The 14,940-nt window shown below is 66.4% G+C and carries 14 protein-coding genes; 9 read left to right on the forward strand and 5 right to left on the reverse strand.

The annotated features are described in order from the left end of the window. Positions 1-54 precede the first annotated feature (54 nt). The 3 genes from KXJ60_RS11950 to KXJ60_RS11960 all read left to right on the forward strand — a co-directional run bounded on the left by KXJ60_RS11950 (position 55) and on the right by KXJ60_RS11960 (position 2,372). Entirely contained in the window at positions 55-1,062 is a 1,008-nt protein-coding gene (locus KXJ60_RS11950; protein WP_291127611.1) for a LysR family transcriptional regulator, read from the forward strand. 23 nt (positions 1,063-1,085) lie between these two features. Further along, positions 1,086-1,880, forward strand: coding sequence for a metallophosphoesterase (locus KXJ60_RS11955; protein WP_291127614.1), 795 nt, complete (start codon positions 1,086-1,088; stop codon positions 1,878-1,880). A gap of 69 nt (positions 1,881-1,949) precedes the next feature. After that, on the forward strand, positions 1,950-2,372 hold the full coding sequence (locus KXJ60_RS11960) for a universal stress protein (RefSeq protein ID WP_291127617.1): 423 nt from the start codon (positions 1,950-1,952) through the stop codon (positions 2,370-2,372). Between the two features lie 72 nt (positions 2,373-2,444). Here the strand turns inward: KXJ60_RS11960 and KXJ60_RS11965 are convergent, their stop codons facing one another. Further along, a complete protein-coding gene (locus KXJ60_RS11965) occupies positions 2,445-3,092 on the reverse strand; it encodes a TetR/AcrR family transcriptional regulator (protein WP_291127619.1) in 648 nt (215 codons plus the stop codon). 173 nt (positions 3,093-3,265) lie between these two features. Here KXJ60_RS11965 and KXJ60_RS11970 point away from each other — a divergent pair, with 173 nt between their 5' ends. After that, the gene (locus KXJ60_RS11970) at positions 3,266-3,721 is read left to right on the forward strand and encodes a fasciclin domain-containing protein (RefSeq protein ID WP_291127621.1); all 456 of its coding nucleotides are present in this window, start codon (positions 3,266-3,268) and stop codon (positions 3,719-3,721) included. A 49-nt stretch (positions 3,722-3,770) separates the two neighbouring features. Here the strand turns inward: KXJ60_RS11970 and KXJ60_RS11975 are convergent, their stop codons facing one another. Continuing rightward, a complete protein-coding gene (locus KXJ60_RS11975; RefSeq protein ID WP_291127624.1) occupies positions 3,771-4,700 on the reverse strand; it encodes a LysR family transcriptional regulator ArgP in 930 nt (309 codons plus the stop codon). A gap of 149 nt (positions 4,701-4,849) precedes the next feature. Here KXJ60_RS11975 and KXJ60_RS11980 point away from each other — a divergent pair, with 149 nt between their 5' ends. Beyond that, entirely contained in the window at positions 4,850-6,205 is a 1,356-nt protein-coding gene (locus KXJ60_RS11980) for a D-amino acid dehydrogenase (protein ID WP_291127625.1), read from the forward strand. 10 nt (positions 6,206-6,215) lie between these two features. Here the strand turns inward: KXJ60_RS11980 and KXJ60_RS11985 are convergent, their stop codons facing one another. Continuing rightward, the gene (locus KXJ60_RS11985) at positions 6,216-7,100 is read right to left on the reverse strand and encodes a LysR family transcriptional regulator (protein ID WP_291127627.1); all 885 of its coding nucleotides are present in this window, start codon (positions 7,098-7,100) and stop codon (positions 6,216-6,218) included. Between the two features lie 70 nt (positions 7,101-7,170). On the opposite strand from KXJ60_RS11985, the gene KXJ60_RS11990 reads away from it, so the two are divergent. Genes KXJ60_RS11990 through KXJ60_RS12005 form a run of 4 tightly spaced genes read left to right on the forward strand, consistent with a single transcriptional unit; the run spans position 7,171 to position 11,136 of the window. Further along, positions 7,171-8,556, forward strand: coding sequence for an acyclic terpene utilization AtuA family protein (locus tag KXJ60_RS11990; RefSeq protein ID WP_291127630.1), 1,386 nt, complete (start codon positions 7,171-7,173; stop codon positions 8,554-8,556). Next, positions 8,553-8,939, forward strand: coding sequence for a hypothetical protein (locus KXJ60_RS11995; protein ID WP_291127633.1), 387 nt, complete (start codon positions 8,553-8,555; stop codon positions 8,937-8,939). The genes KXJ60_RS11990 and KXJ60_RS11995 overlap by 4 nt, the downstream gene beginning before the upstream one ends. Continuing rightward, positions 8,936-9,931: a tripartite tricarboxylate transporter substrate binding protein gene (locus KXJ60_RS12000; protein ID WP_291127635.1), complete on the forward strand. Its 996-nt coding sequence runs from the start codon at positions 8,936-8,938 to the stop codon at positions 9,929-9,931. The genes KXJ60_RS11995 and KXJ60_RS12000 overlap by 4 nt, the downstream gene beginning before the upstream one ends. Next, a complete protein-coding gene (locus KXJ60_RS12005) occupies positions 9,928-11,136 on the forward strand; it encodes a serine hydrolase (protein ID WP_291127638.1) in 1,209 nt (402 codons plus the stop codon). Before KXJ60_RS12000 ends, KXJ60_RS12005 begins: the two co-directional genes overlap by 4 nt. Before the next feature lie 17 nt (positions 11,137-11,153). Here KXJ60_RS12005 and KXJ60_RS12010 read toward each other — a convergent pair whose 3' ends face one another. Together KXJ60_RS12010 and KXJ60_RS12015 are read right to left on the reverse strand one after the other, a co-directional pair. Continuing rightward, positions 11,154-13,655 carry a penicillin acylase family protein gene (locus KXJ60_RS12010; RefSeq protein WP_291127641.1) on the reverse strand — a complete coding sequence of 834 codons (2,502 nt, stop codon included), beginning with the start codon at positions 13,653-13,655 and terminating at the stop codon, positions 11,154-11,156. Between the two features lie 85 nt (positions 13,656-13,740). Beyond that, a complete protein-coding gene (locus KXJ60_RS12015; RefSeq protein WP_291127644.1) occupies positions 13,741-14,907 on the reverse strand; it encodes a mandelate racemase/muconate lactonizing enzyme family protein in 1,167 nt (388 codons plus the stop codon). Positions 14,908-14,940 lie beyond the last annotated feature (33 nt).

Genomic DNA, 14,940 nt, shown 5'->3' on the forward strand with positions numbered 1-14,940 from the left:
TAACCCTTGTATCTTTCCACTTTATCTTTGTGATGTCTTACATTCACTCCGGTGATGAATAACCTCAATTTCCGCACCCTCGACCTGAACCTCCTTCGCGTGTTCGACGAGGTAATGACCGAGCGCAACCTCACCCGTGCCGCCAACAACCTGGCCATGACGCAACCGGCGGTCAGCAACGCGCTGCGCCGTCTGCGCGAGGTGCTGGGGGACGAGCTCGTGCGCCGCTCCGGGTATGGCGTGGAGCCCACGCCCGCCGCACTGGCACTGTGGCCCACGGTGCGCGACGCGCTGCACATGCTGCGCGAGTCGCTCTCGCCCGGCGAGTTCGACCCCTCCAGCGCGCGCAATGCCTTTGTGCTGGCCATGGCAGATGCCACCGCCGCCAAGCTCATCCCCGGCCTGATGGACATCTTCGAAAGTGAAGCGCCCAACGCCAACCTGCGGGTACTGCCCCTGACGACCCGCGATCCCCGTGATTTGCTGGAGTCCGGCACCGCCGATCTGGCCATAGGCCACTTCCCCGGCGTGCTTGCCGAGCTCGGCGCGCTGCATTTGCAGGAGCACAACCCCCACTTTCACCACCAGCGGCTGTACGACGGCGAGTACGTGGTGGTGATGCGCCGCGGCCATCCGTTGGCAGGCCAGCCGCTCAGCCTCGACACCTACTGCGAGGCGCGCCACCTGCTGGTGAGCTTTTCGGGGCGCCCCTTTGGCTTTGTGGACGAGGCTCTGGCGGCCATCTCCCGGCAGCGCCGCGTGGTGCTCACGGTGAACCAGTTTTTCACCGCCGGGCGCGTGGTGGCCACCACCGACCTGCTCACGGTGCTGCCGCGCCATTTTGTGGGCGCCACGGGGATGGAGCACGAGCTCGCCCTGTGCGAGCTGCCCCTGCAGGTGCCTGCCGTGCATGTGGACTCCCTCTGGCACCGGCAAGCCACGCAAAACACGGCGCACCGCTGGTTGCGCCAGGCCATCGCGCGTGCGGCCGCCCTCGACTTCCGCCCGGGCATTCCCGCCAGCGAAGCCCCGGCGAAACGCCCCCGCCGCCGCGCGGGCTGAATGCCCTGGCCGACAATGCCTCCATGAAACTCCAGCTGCTCAGCGACCTGCACCTCGAAGCCAACCCCGACTTTGTTCCGCAGCCCGCACCGGGTGCAGACCTCCTGGTGCTCGCAGGCGACGTGGGTTCCTACCAGCTGCGCCGCGACGGCAGCGCCATGGCCGAGCCCGACTGGGGTCTGGGCCGCTTTGCGAATTGGCCGGTGCCGGTGCTGTTCGTGCCGGGCAACCACGAATACGACGCGCTCGACGTCGATGCCGCGCATGCGCAGCTGCGCGACACCTGCGAGCGGCTGGGGCTGATCTGGCTGGAGCGCCAGCAACACCATGTGCAGGGCATCAGGTTTCTGGGCACCACGCTCTGGAGCGACTACGACGCGCTCGGCGACCGCGGCAAGGCCTTTCGTGCCGCCAACCACTACCTCACCAAGATGGCAGGCCAACGCCACGGGCAGCTTTTTGACGCCGCAGCCATGCGCGAACTCGCACTGGAGTGTCAGCGCTGGTTGCGCCAGGCGCTCGCCGAGCCGTTCGACGGCACCACCGTGGTGGTCACGCACTTCGCACCGACCTTGCACAGCATGGACCCGCGCTACGGTCGCAGCCCGGGCACGGCGGGCTTCTGCAACGGCCTGGACGACTGGTTGCCGCAGGCCGACCTCTGGCTGCACGGCCATCTGCACTGCGCGACCGATGTGCAGGTCGGTCGCTGCCGCATCGTGGCCAACCCGCTTGGCTACGCCGACAAGAACGAGCAAGACGGCTTCATCCCGCACCAACTGATCAACGTGCCCACTCGCGATCACGCCTCCGTTTGAGCCAGCGCAAGGTGCAGGCTGGTCAAAGGCCTACACTGGCCGCTGACCCCAACCCGAAGGAGATGCCTCATGAAGATCCTGCTCGCTGTCGATGGCAGCAAATACACCAAGAAGATGCTGGCATATCTGGCCACGCACAACGAGATGTTCGGCGCAGGCAACGCCTTCACGCTCATCACCGTGCAGGCACCGATCCCGCCGCGTGCGCGCGCTGCCGTGGGAACCTCGGTGGTCAATGAGTACTACGAGGAAGAGTCGGCCAAGGTCACGTCCCCGGTGGTCAAGTTCCTCAAGCGCCACGGCATGGACGCCAAGACGCTGCACAAAGTGGGCGCACCCGGCGAACAGATCTCCAAAGCGGCCGACAGCGGCAAGTTCGATCTGGTCGTGATGGGCTCGCACGGCCATGGTTCGCTCGGCAATCTGGTGATGGGTTCCGTGGCCACGCAGGTGCTGGCCCATTGCGGTGTGCCGGTGCTGCTCGTGCGTTGACCAGGCGGCAACCGCCCTGCCAATGGAAAAAGGCCGCAGCATGCGGCCTTTTTTTGTTGAACGACCCCTGACTCAGCGCGACTGCAAGCCGTCAAAGCAGGTGCTCAGCACGAGGTCGATGATCTGTTCGTTGGTGTACTGCCCACTGCCCTTGAGAAAGCCCAGCACCGGATCGCAGGCGCGCGCAAACAGTGTGTACAGCACGGCAATCGGCGGCAGGCCTGGGTTGAGGCTGCCGTCGGCCTGTGAAGCGGTGATCCAGGCACCGAGGCGATCGCTCACGTCCATCAAGCCATCGACATAGGCTTTGTTGGTGGTCAACGCGGTGCGCAGGGTGGAGTTTTCGCTGGGCAGGGAGGGCATTTCCCCCGCGAGCTGCACCTCCATGGTCCAGCGCGCCACGGCCTTGAGCTGGTCGATCGGGCGTGTGCCGGCGGGCGCGTCATGCAGCTTGTCGAGAAACGCGCGTGCGCGGTCCATCACGCGCACCATGGCCGCCGCCGCGAGGTCTTCCTTGCTGGGGAAGTGCTTGTAGAGACTGGCCTTGGCGATGCCGACCTCGGCCGCCACCTCGTCTACCGTCATGGCGTCGAAGCCTTTTTCGGCCAGCAGGCGGTTGACCGCCGAGACGATCGCGTCTTCTCGTGCCAGATGCATCTGCGCGCGAAAACTGCGTTTGGGTGGCGTTTCGATTGGGGCTTTGAGAGCGACGCTGACCATGAGCAACCTTTGGATGGGAGCTGAATTCTGCCGGAGATTGACGAAGGCGTCGATATCCTTACTTCTTAGTTGATTTTGTGACTATTCAGTATCTTTTTCAACTTGAGAGGCTAGACTCCGCTCCAACCTCCGCTATCCCGCGTTGGTCAACACGATTTCATGAAGGACTCACCATGAAAAAGACCCTGATCGCTTCCCTGATGGCCCTGGGCGCACTGACCCAGGCACACGCCGCCGACATCGTCGACACCGCCGTGGCCGCTGGCTCGTTCAAGACGCTGGTCACCGCCGTTCAGGCTGCCGGCCTGGTGGACACCCTCAAGGGCCCCGGCCCGTTCACCGTGTTTGCCCCGACCGACGATGCATTTGCCAAGATCCCCAAAGCCACGCTGGATGCGCTGCTGAAAGACAAGGCGGCCCTCACCAAGGTACTGACCTACCACGTGGTGCCTGGCAAGGTGATGGCCAAGGACGTCAAGCCCGGCATGGTCAAGACCGTTCAGGGCAGCATGGTCACGGTGTCCACCACGGGTGGTGTGAAGGTGGACGCGGCCAACGTGGTGAAAACCGACATCGCTGCCGACAACGGCGTGATCCATGTGATCGACACGGTGATCATGCCCAAGTAAGGCTTGCTTCACGCCTCCACAAGCCCCGCCCTGGCGGGGCTTTTTTTCGTCAGCCGGCGGCCTTGTCGACCGGGCGCAGGTTTTGCGCTGCCGCCGCGCGCAGCGCCGTGCTCAGCGCATCGAGCACATCGGAGTTGAGGTTCCAGCAATGCCAGTGCAGCGCCACGCCCAGCCGGTGGCGCGGGGCCAGGTTGACCAGCTCGCCCCGCTCCAGCAAATCGCGCACCCGCAACTCGGGCAACACGCTGGCACCCCAGCCGGCCAGCGTGGCGCGCACCTGGCCTTCGCTGGAGGGCACGAACAACTGCTTGAGCATCACGCGAGGCAAGCCAAAGGCCTTGGCCACAAACCCGTGCTGCAGGTTGTCCTTGCGGTTGAACGCCACGAACGGCACCTTGTGAAAATTGTGCGCGGTCAGCCCTTTGGGCAGGTGTTGCGCGGCGTAGCCGGCCTGCGCCACTGCCACGTAGTCCATGGTGCCCAGCGCCTCCATCTTGCAGCCGCGCAAAGCCTGGCCGAGCGACGTCACGCAGCCCAGCACCTGCCCCTCGCGCAACCATTCGTGGGTGAACTCCTGGTCGTCGGTGATGATTTCAATCGGCAGGCCGCCTCGCGCCAGCGCGTCCAGCGCGGGCAGTGCCCAGGTGGCGATGCTGTCGGCGTTGATGGCGACCGAAATGCGCTCTTCGTCGCGCCCGTTGCCGGTCGTGCTGGGCGCGAGTTCCTTCAGGTCTTTTTCCAGGTCGGCGCGCAGCAGCCGCATCATCTTGGCGTGCTTGAGCATGAGCTGGCCGGCCGCCGTCGGCTTGAGCGGGCGGCTGCGCACGATCAGCACTGTGCCGACCTGCGCTTCGAGCGCCCGCAGTCGTTGCGACACCGCCGACTGGGTGATGGAGAGGCGCTGCGCCGCGCGCTCGAAGCCGCCTTCTTCAATGATGGCGGCCAGGCATTCAAGGGCGTCCGGGTCAAATGTGCTCATGGAAAACCTCGGCAAAAGCGGCGTGTCCGGCGCATGACAGACACATAAGCGGTTCTGATGAAGGAAATTTTAGTTTAATTTCACTTCAACTACGCTCCGGAATTTCCCATACTGCGGCGCATTCACCCACCTCTTTTTCGGAGCGGATCATGCAAGTCACGGTACTGGGCGCAGGCATCATCGGAGTCAGCACCGCCTGGCATTTGCTGCAGCGGGGCCACGAGGTCACGCTGGTCGACCGCCAGCCCGACGCCGCGCTGGAAACCAGCTTCGCCAACGCGGCGCAGATCTCGGTGAGCTACTGCGAGCCCTGGGCCAACAAGGACGCCCCGCTCAAGACGCTCAAGTGGATGTTCTCTGACGAGTCACCGCTGCTGTTTCGTCCGCAGCTGGATTGGGCGCAATGGCGCTGGGGCCTGCAGTTCCTGGCCCAGTGCAACGACGCCGCTTTCGTGCGCAACGTGGCGCAGCTGGTCGCGCTCGGCGCGTACAGCCACGCCGCACTGAAGGACGTGGTGGCCGACACCGGCATCGAATACCACCGGCTGGAGCGCGGCATTGCGCACTACTACACCGACCAGAAATCGTTCGATGGCGCTGCCGAAGCGGCCGCCGTGATGCAGCGCTTTGGCGTGCAGCGCAGCGTCGTCTCGCGCGCCGAGTTGCTGGCCATCGAACCCGCGCTGCAGGCCTTTGGCGAACGCATTGTGGGCGGCACCTACACAAAGAGCGACGAATCGGGCGACGCGCGCGTGTTCACCCAGAAGCTCGCCGCGCTGTGTGCCCAGCGCGGTGCGCAACTGCTGTGGGGCCACGACATCGAACAGCTGGAGAGCGACGGCAGCGAGGTGCGCCAGGTGCGCGTGCGCGACCGCGCCACCGGGGTGGCGCGCGCCCTCAAGGCCGATGCCTTTGTCGTGGCCTGCGGTTCCTACACCACGCCGCTGCTCAAGTCGGTCGGACTGCACGTGCCGATCTACCCCGGCAAGGGCTACAGCGCTACGCTGCCGCTGCTGCAGCCCGAGCGCGCGCCCTCGGTGAGCATGATCGACGATCAGATGAAATGCGCGATCTCGCGACTGGGCAACCAGCTGCGCGTGGCCGGCACCATCGAGCTGGGCGGCTTCGATCTCTCGCTGGACACACCCCTGGCGCGCAAGCGCTGCGAGATGCTGGTGCGCCGCATCGAGCAGGTGTTCCCGGGCGTGGCCGACACGCGCACGCCTGCACAAGGCGGCAACCCGCAGTTCTGGTGCGGCCTGCGCCCGGCCACGCCCACCAACATCCCGCTGATCGGCCGCACCCGACTGCGCCGGCTGTGGATCAACGCGGGCCACGGCACGCTGGGCTGGACACACGGCGCGGGCTCGGGGAAGGCGCTGGCCGAGCTCATCCACGGCGAGCAACCGGCGATGACTTTCGGCTTTCAAGGCGGCGCCGCTCGCACGAAAGTGAGCCTGCCGGCAGCGCGGCTTCAAACCTCGTCGACATCGGCGCGCAGCTGAGGGCTGGCGCTCAGCCCCTCGCCTGCGCCACCACTTCCAGGACCATCGCCTGGGCGGCGATGGACAGCGCCTTGCCTTTGAGGCGGGCCAGCACGATCGGCCGGCGCAGTTGCGGGTCACGAACCGGGACAGCGCGCAAGCGGTCTCGCCGGAAGTGGAACAGCGTGAGCTCGGGCACCACGCTCACGCCCAGGCCCTGCGCGACCAACGCGGACAGCGTGGCCAGGTGTTCGACTTCGAGCCCGTCGAGCGGCCCTTCTGACACCCCCAGCTGCACCTGAAGGTTCTGGCGCACGCTGCTGGTGCGCGCCAGATGCATCATGTCCGGCCCCATGGCCTGTGCCAGCGTGACCGAGCGCCGGCTGGCCAGCGGGTGGTCGTCGCGGCACACGAGGAAATACTTCTCCTGGCGCAGCACCTGGCAGTCGAACTCCTGCAACTCTTCGCCCGCCGTGATCGCGATGTCGACCCGGCCGTCGCGCAGCATGGACAGCCCGTTGGCGGCCAGTGTGTCGAACAGCTCCACCTTGATGCGCGGGTTGGCCGCGCGGTAACGCGCAATGACGGACGGCATCCACTCGGCGGCCACCGAAGGCAACGCGGCCACGGCCACCCGGCCGACGCGGCGCTGGGCCAGGTCCTGCAAGCCGGTGAGCGCCTGCCGCATGTCGTTGCGAATGCGGCGCGCCTCCTCGACGAACACTTCCCCTTCGGGCGTGAGCGTGACCAGCCGGGTTGAGCGTTCGAAGAGCCGAACCCCGGCTGCGGCCTCGATCCGGCTGATCTTCTGGCTGAACGCGCTCTGGGACAGGTGGCATCGCTCCGCCGCACGGGTGAAGTGCTGGGTCTGCGCCAGCGCCAGGAAAGCCTCGAGATCGCGCGTTGAAATATTCATTGATGATTTCGATGAATTTAGCGTTATTTTCCATTTTACTTGTCAGTCCCGGGTCACGATCATTCGATCCATGGACCACACCAACACCCCCTCTACCGACCTCCTTCGCATCGGCTGCGGTGCAGGTTTTTCTGGCGATCGCTGGGACGCTGCCGTGGCAGTGGTCAGCACACTGGTGGCCAAGGGCGGCCCCTCTGCGCTGATTTTCGAGACGCTGGCCGAGCGCACGCTGGCCCTGGCGCAGCAACAGCGCCGCGCCGACCCCACGGCTGGATGCGAGCCCATGCTGGAGCGCTTCGTCACGCCGATCCTGCGCGAATGCACCCTGCATGGCATCCCGATCATTGGCAACTTCGGCGCGGCCAACCCGCGGGCCGCTGCCGATCGCCTGCAGAAGCTGGCCAAGAGCCTGCGCCTGCCCCCGCTGCGCATTGCCGTGGTGGAGGGCGATGACCTGCTGCAATCGCTCGACAAGGACCGCCTGCGCGGCCTGCTGCCCGAGCACCTGACCAGCAAGCAACTGGTGAGCGCCAACGCCTACCTGGGTGCCGTGGAAATCGCACAGGCCCTCAAGGCCGGCGCACAGGTCGTGGTCACCGGCCGGGTGGCCGATCCATCGCTGGCGCTGGGCCCGATGCTCGCGCACTTCGGCTGGGCCGAAGACGACTGGGACCGTCTGGCCAGCGGCACGATGGCGGGTCATCTTCTGGAGTGCGGCGCGCAGGTGTGCGGCGGCTACTTCGCTGATCCAGGCGTCAAGGACGTGCCCGAACTCGAACGCGTGGGATTCCCCATCGTGGAGATGCGCGCCGATGGCCGCTTCGTGGTCACCAAGGCCTGGGGCACCGGCGGCTGCGTGGACCTGCGCACCGTGAAAGAACAACTGCTCTACGAGATCCACGATCCCGCCTGCTACGTCACGCCCGACGTCATCGCGGATGTGAGCGAAGCCGACATGCGGCCGGTGGGTGCCGACCGCGTTGAGGTCACAGGCGTGCGCGGCCACCCGCTGCCGCCCACGCTCAAGGCCACGCTGTGCTTTGAAGCAGGATGGCTGGCCGAGGGTGAAATCTCATACGCCGGCGCCAACGCCGTGGGACGCGGGCGGCTTGCGGGCCGGATCGTGCGCGACCGGCTGAACCAGGTGGGCCTGATGTACCTGCCCTTGCGCATCGATCTGATCGGGCAATCCAGCGTGTTTGCCGACGACGCGGGCGACTGGAATGGACCGCCGATGGACGACAGCCTTGCCATCCACGACATCCGCCTGCGTGTGGCCGCCAACACCAGAAACCGCACCGATGCAGAAGCCGTCACACGCGAAGTGATGTCCCTGTACACCTGCGGCCCGGCTGGCGGCGGCGGCGTGCGCACACTGATCAGCAACCGCCTGGCGAGCGACTCCTGCCTGGTGCCGCGTGACTGGGTTCAACCGACCTGGAGTTTTGTGCCATGAATACACCCTCCCAACTCATCGTTCCCTTGCGCGCCCTGGCCCACAGCCGAAGCGGTGACAAGGGCAACCGCTCCAACATCAGCGTGATCCCCTACCACCCCGACTGCTGGGACCTGTTGCTCGAGCAGGTCACCGAACAGCGGGTGCGCGCGCTGTTCGAGGCGCGCCGGCCCTCGCTGGTGACGCGCTACCTGCTGCCTCGCCTGCACGCCATGAACTTCGTGCTGGACGACGTGCTGGACGGCGGCGTCAACGGTTCGCTCAATCTCGATGCACACGGCAAGACCCTCTCGTCGCTGATGCTGACCCTTCCCGTTCAACTCGAAGTCGCCCAGGCGCGCGAGCTGAAACTTCACCACCACCTCCACGGAGAACTGTCATGACCCCGAATCGCCAAGGCGCGCTGTCGCGCCTGCTCTTGCTGGCTTGCGCTGGCGCCGGTCTGTTGATGCCCTCGCTGTCGTCTGCACAGGACTATCCCAAACGACCCATCACCGCGGTGGTGCCCGTGGCCGCAGGCGGTGCCTTCGATGCCCTGGCCCGTGCCTGGGCCGACTACCTGAGCAAGTCCATGGGCACGGCGGTGGTGGTCGACAACAAGACCGGTGCCAACGGCAGCGTGGCGGCCACCTATGTGGCCAAGCAACCCGCCGACGGCTACACGCTGTTGTTCGGCAGCACCTCGAACATGTCGCTCAACCCGTTTTCCTACAAGTCGCTGACCTACAACCCGACGCGCGACTTTGACCCGGTGCTCATGCTCGGCAGCTCCAGCCAGGTGCTGGTGGCCCACCCGGGCTCAGGCATCAAGTCGCTGGACGATCTCGTGCGCCTGGCCAAGGCCAAACCGGGGACCATCAACTTCGGTTCCGCCGGCAAGGGGAACTCCACGCACCTCTACGTCGAATTCGTGGCGCAACACTTTGGCCTGGATCTGGTGCACGTGCCCTACCGTGGCGCCGCGCCCGCACTCATGGGTGTGATGGCGGGCGAGACGCAGTTCATGTCGGACGCCATCGTCACGGCCTCCACGCAGGCCAAACAGGGCAAGGTGATCCCGCTGGCCATCATCGGCGCCAAACGCTCACCCGCGCTGCCCGAGGTGCCCACCATCCTGGAGCTGGGCGTCAAGGACTTTCCCATCGGCGGTTGGTATGGCGTGATGGCACCCAAGGGCACCCCGAAGGCGGTGATCGATCGCCTCAACGCCGAAACCCGGAAGTTCTGGGCGGACCCCGGGGTGCAGGCCCACATGGCCAAGATGTACATCGAGCCGATGGAAACATCGGGACCGGACGCGGTGTCGCGCATGATGCAGCGCGAAGCCGCCGTGTGGGGCCCGATCATCAAGCGGCTGGACATCCAGAACGAATGAGCCCGCACACCATGCCCGACACCACACCGCCAACCGCTGCCCAGGCCATCGCCCTGCCCACCGAGCACCTGCCTGACGGCGACGATTTCCTGATGTGGCCGCCTTGCCTGCAGTCGCACGGCTACCGCAATGTGGACCGCCTCTTTGCCACCCGTGTCATTGCGCGTGGCACGCCGCGCGAGCTGGCCCGTGGCCAGGAGGTTCAGGTGCAGGTGCCCGTCGGCGGCCATGCGCTGTCGCTCGGCCAGTTCATGGACCGCAACAACGTCGCCGGCCTGCTGGTGATGCGCGACGCTGCGGTGGTGCTGGAACGGTATGGCCTGGGGCTGCGCGCCGACGAGCGCTGGAGCACGATGTCCACCGTCAAGTCCATGACGGCCATGCTGGTGGGCGCTGCGGTGGGCGATGGCGCGATTGCCGACATCGCCGACCCGGTCACGCACTACCTGCCGCAGCTGACCGGCTCGGTCTACGACGGCGTGACCGTGCAACAGCTCATGACCATGTCGTCGGGCGTGCGCTGGTCGGAGGAATACGCCGACCGCGATTCCGACGTGAACCGCTACAGCCGCTCGCTCGCGGGCAAGGTCCCTGGCGGCGTGCTGCAGCTCATGCGAGGTCTGCAGCGCGCGGAGCCGGCGGGCACCACCTGGCGCTACAACACGGGCGACACCTACCTGCTGGGCGCGCTGGTGTGCGCCGCCACCGCCATGCCGCTGGCGACCTACATGTCGCAGCGCATCTGGCAGCCCTGCGGCATGGAGTTCGACGCCTACTACACGCTGGAGAGCGACGACGGCACCGAGATCGGTGGCAGCCGCGCAGGCATGGCGCTGCGCGACATCGGCCGCTTCGCGCAGCTGGTGCTCAACGATGGCGTGACCAGCCAGGGCGAGCGGGTGCTGCCGCAGGGCTGGGTGGATGCGGCAGCCACACCGGCATTCGCGCTGCCCGACGAGTCGCAACGCAGCCCGCACCGGCGCACGCTCGGACTGGTGGCGTACGGCTACAGCTGGTGGCTGGACAACGACGGTGGCATGTGGGCGCTGGGCCACTGCGGCCAGCGCATCTACATCCATCGCCGCGAGCGCCTGGCGGTGGTGCAGCTCGCGGTGTACCCCGAGCCGCAGCACGCCAGCGCGCGCGAGCCTGACCGTGACGCGCAGCTGGCCAGCCTGATCCGCGCGCTGCGCCGCGCCAGCTAGCCGTGTGCGCAGCGGTGTCACAGCTTCGACGCGTCGGGCCTCACCACCTTGCCCGTGCCCGATTTCTGAACGGTCAGGGGCAGGGGCTTGAAGCCCCACTCGCCATAGATCTGGAGCTGGTCCTTGTAGTGCGGGCTCGTCGGGTCGGATGAGGTGCCGGGCGGGTTCGCGTCCACGCTCTGGAGCTGCCCCGCCTTGCCGATGGCCAGGCGCTGCATGGCGCCCCGGTTGGCCGACGCGGTGAGCGCGGGCCGCTCCGTGCGCGACGCGGTCGGCACGCCTTCGTAGTTCTCCGGAAAGAAGGCCTGGGGCACCATCGGCTGCCTCACCCCCGCCAGATTCAGCGCCGGATTCCTGGCGTCGTCCTTGAGTTTCTTCACGGCCCCCTTCAGGGCGGCGAGCATGACGTCGTCGGGGTTCTTGCCCTGCAGCACATCGAAGGGGGGCACATCCAGCGGCCGCAGGTTCATGCGCGCCTGCAGGCCACGCAACGCGATCTTGGTGCCCATCGACAGGTTCACGCTGTTCTTGATGTAGGGCAGCTGCAGCGTGCCGGTGTACATGCCCCAGGCCGCAAACGCCTCCTTCGTGAGCAAGCCTCCCACCGTCATCTGGACGAGCTGGTCCAGCCACGCCTGGAAGATCGGGAGGGCCGCGTCGGCGTAGAGCGCCGGGTTGTTCGCATCGGGCAAACGTTCGCCTTTCCAGGCCAACAGCAGCGACAGGGCCTGCTGCACGTCCTTGTCTTCCTTGGCAGCACGACCGGCGTCGATGCGCTTGAGCAATGGCCCGAAGTGGTAGAAGTTGACGTCCGTCGTGGTGGCCTGCTGGTAGATCTTTCGCACGTCCTCTGGCGTGATGGGCTGGGAAGACTTGGCGCGCTCGCGCATGAGGTCGACCAGGATGTTGGCCCGGTCGCCTTGTGCCCAGCGCGGGATGTGCAGGTCCATGTTGGCGTAGTCCACCGCCGGCTTGTTGTTCCAGTTCACCAGGTAGCCCGACGGCGGGTTGTACAGAAAGAGCGTGTCGGCGTAACTGCGACCTTCGATCTCGCCGTGCTTGCCCACCGCCGGCAAGCGCGGATCGGTGCCGCCCTGGCGCGTGCGGTCTTTGGGGAACCAGCCGCCAAACAGCCAGCCGATGTTGCCGTCCTTGTCCGAGTAGTACCAGTTGTAGCCCATGGCCATGCGCTGTCCCTCGGCGTGGAAGGTGGCCCAGTCCCTGGCCTGCGTGGCGCGCTGCCAGGCCATCACGGACGTGAGTTCGTGGCCCTTCCACAGGTTCTGCTTGCTGTACACCACAGGCGCATCCAGCGGCGTGATGAAAGGCCCCCGGTGCGTGCGGTAGACCGTGAGTTTTCTGGGGGTCTTCTCGCCCTTGACGCGAATGACGATGTCGCGCGCGATCACCGCCTCGGACCCGCCTTGGGTTTCATACCGGCTTTTGTCCTTGCTCAGCGACTCCTGGAAGATGGTGGTGTGGTCACCCCCAGCCGCCGTGCTGCCCCAGGCCACATGACCGTTGTCGCCGGTGGTGATCGCCAGCAGGCCGCCCGGTGCATGACCCACCACCTGGTACCCGGGCGCGTACAGCCCCACCGTGTAGAAGTAGCTCGGCAGGAACCACCCGGGCTGCGGTCCATTGAGCTGAATGGACATGCCGTTGGCCTTCTGGCCGCCCACCAGGATCGCCATGCTGGTCGTGCTGGCCTCGGGCGACACCTCCATCGGGCCGGGAGGCACCACGGTCAATGGCGTGTTCGCCGCGACCCGCGTGGCCTCCAGCGAGACGGGGGCCTGCGCCAGCGGAAGGGTCGCGTGGTTCTCCATCGTGGTGGGGGCATAGGGGTCGTTGACCCACAGCAACGTGTCGAAAATCTGCTGGCCCAGGTGGGGCCTGGCCGGTGTGTCGTACCGCTTCTTCAAGGCGCTGTACAGCGCCGCATTGCGCTCGGCCTCGGTGTGTGAGGTGTACGAGCTCAGGGCGTTCGTGGTGGCCGCCAGCATGTCGTCGAGCGTCCAGGCGCGCAGCTCGGTTTTGGCCAGCTCGGGGCCCCACACCTCGACGAACTGCCTTGGCAGCAGTTTGCCCCCGCTGTTCTTGACTTCCTCAATGCGTTTGTTGACACCATTGAGATAGCCCTGGATCAACCCCTTCTCGGGGTCGGTCAGTCGCATGAACTGCGCCATCAGACTCCGGGCGTCGTACTCCCGGAGGTTGCGCAGATCTTCGGCCACCGGGTCCAGCGCGGCGGCGCCGCCGGTGGACGAGGGAATCCTGGCGGTACCGAGCACCGCCGCGAGTTGCCCGGTGGCCTGGCGGCGGCGCATCTCCAGCTGGAAGAGGCGGTCTTCGGCCACCGCGTAGCCGTAGCCGAAGAAGGCGTCGGGCACGCTGTCGCCATAGATGTGCGGCACACCGTACTTGTCACGCACGATTTCGGCAGCATCGGCGCCGCCCAGCACCGCAGCGAGTGCGACAGCAAAAGCGCCGAGGCGGCGCGTGGGGACAAGGAACATGACAGGACTCCAATCGCATCGGGAGCCTTCAGTGTTCCGTCGGGCCACGGGGCAGACCATCCGCCCCGCGCCGTAGGCACGGCCTTCAGGAGGCCAGCGCGCGCATCTCCGAGATCAGGTCGGACTTGCCTTCGAAGCCAATGCCCGGCAGGGGCGGCAGCGTCACGTGGCCTTGCTCGACCTTCACGCCATCGGGGAAGCCGCCGTAGGGCTGGAACAGGTCGGGGTAGCTTTCGTTGCCGCCCAGGCCCAGGCCGGCCGCAATGGCCAGCGACATCTGGTGCCCGCCGTGCGGAATGCAGCGGCTGGGCGACCAGCCGTTGTCCTTGAGCATGTCCAGCGTGCGCAGGTACTCCACCAGGCCGTAGCTGAGTGCGCAGTCGAACTGCAGCCAGTCGCGGTCCGGGCGCATGCCGCCATGGCGGATGAGGTTGCGCGCGTCCTGCATGGAAAACAGGTTCTCGCCCGTGGCCATGGGGCCGGCGTAGACCTTGCCGAGCTCGGCCTGCAGCTCGTAGTCCAGCGGGTCACCGGCTTCCTCGTACCAGAACAGCGGGTACTGCGAGAGGGCCTTGCCATACGCCACGGCGGTCTTGAGGTCGAAGCGGCCGTTGGCGTCCACCGCGAGCTGCTGGCCCGGGCCGAGGATCTTCAGCACGGACTCGATGCGCTCGCAGTCGTCGGCCAGCGAAGCGCCGCCGATCTTCATCTTCACCACCGTATAGCCACGCGCCAGGTAGCTTTCCATTTCCTTGCGCAAGCCGTCCAGGCCCTTGCCCGGGTAGTAGTAGCCACCGGCGGCGTACACGAACACGCGCGGGTTGGGCGTGCCGCTGCCATAGCGCTCGGCCAGCAGCTGGTACAGCGGCTTGTTGGCGATCTTGGCCACCGCGTCCCACACGGCCATGTCGATCGTGCCCACGGCCACCGAGCGCTCACCGTGGCCGCCGGGCTTCTCGTTGATCATCATCTGCGCCCAGACCTTGTGCGGGTCGAGGTTGTCGCCGGTCTCGTCGAGCAGGGTGGCCGGGTCGGCCTCGAGCACGCGCGGGCGGAAGCGGTCGCGGATGAGGCCGCCCTGGCCGTAGCGGCCATTGGAGTTGAAGCCGTAGCCGATCACCGGCTGGCCATCGCGGATGACGTCGGTGACCACGGCCACCAGGCTCAGGGTCATCTTCGAGAAGTCGATGTAGGCGTTGCGGATGTCCGACTTGATCGGACGGGTGGATTCGGCGATGTCGACGATTTTCATGAGGATGGGAAGTGAAGGAACAACAGAAAAGGC

The organism is Hydrogenophaga sp., from assembly GCF_019264445.1.
Lineage (GTDB): Bacteria > Pseudomonadota > Gammaproteobacteria > Burkholderiales > Burkholderiaceae_C > Hydrogenophaga.

Coding starts and splice junctions, on each gene's coding strand:
- KXJ60_RS11950 (WP_291127611.1), top strand. CDS start 55: ATGAATAACCTCAATTTCCGCACCCTCGACCTGAACCTCCTTCGCGTG.
- KXJ60_RS11955 (WP_291127614.1), top strand. CDS start 1,086: ATGAAACTCCAGCTGCTCAGCGACCTGCACCTCGAAGCCAACCCCGAC.
- KXJ60_RS11960 (WP_291127617.1), top strand. CDS start 1,950: ATGAAGATCCTGCTCGCTGTCGATGGCAGCAAATACACCAAGAAGATG.
- KXJ60_RS11965 (WP_291127619.1), bottom strand. CDS start 3,092: ATGGTCAGCGTCGCTCTCAAAGCCCCAATCGAAACGCCACCCAAACGC.
- KXJ60_RS11970 (WP_291127621.1), top strand. CDS start 3,266: ATGAAAAAGACCCTGATCGCTTCCCTGATGGCCCTGGGCGCACTGACC.
- KXJ60_RS11975 (WP_291127624.1), bottom strand. CDS start 4,700: ATGAGCACATTTGACCCGGACGCCCTTGAATGCCTGGCCGCCATCATT.
- KXJ60_RS11980 (WP_291127625.1), top strand. CDS start 4,850: ATGCAAGTCACGGTACTGGGCGCAGGCATCATCGGAGTCAGCACCGCC.
- KXJ60_RS11985 (WP_291127627.1), bottom strand. CDS start 7,100: ATGAATATTTCAACGCGCGATCTCGAGGCTTTCCTGGCGCTGGCGCAG.
- KXJ60_RS11990 (WP_291127630.1), top strand. CDS start 7,171: ATGGACCACACCAACACCCCCTCTACCGACCTCCTTCGCATCGGCTGC.
- KXJ60_RS11995 (WP_291127633.1), top strand. CDS start 8,553: ATGAATACACCCTCCCAACTCATCGTTCCCTTGCGCGCCCTGGCCCAC.
- KXJ60_RS12000 (WP_291127635.1), top strand. CDS start 8,936: ATGACCCCGAATCGCCAAGGCGCGCTGTCGCGCCTGCTCTTGCTGGCT.
- KXJ60_RS12005 (WP_291127638.1), top strand. CDS start 9,928: ATGAGCCCGCACACCATGCCCGACACCACACCGCCAACCGCTGCCCAG.
- KXJ60_RS12010 (WP_291127641.1), bottom strand. CDS start 13,655: ATGTTCCTTGTCCCCACGCGCCGCCTCGGCGCTTTTGCTGTCGCACTC.
- KXJ60_RS12015 (WP_291127644.1), bottom strand. CDS start 14,907: ATGAAAATCGTCGACATCGCCGAATCCACCCGTCCGATCAAGTCGGAC.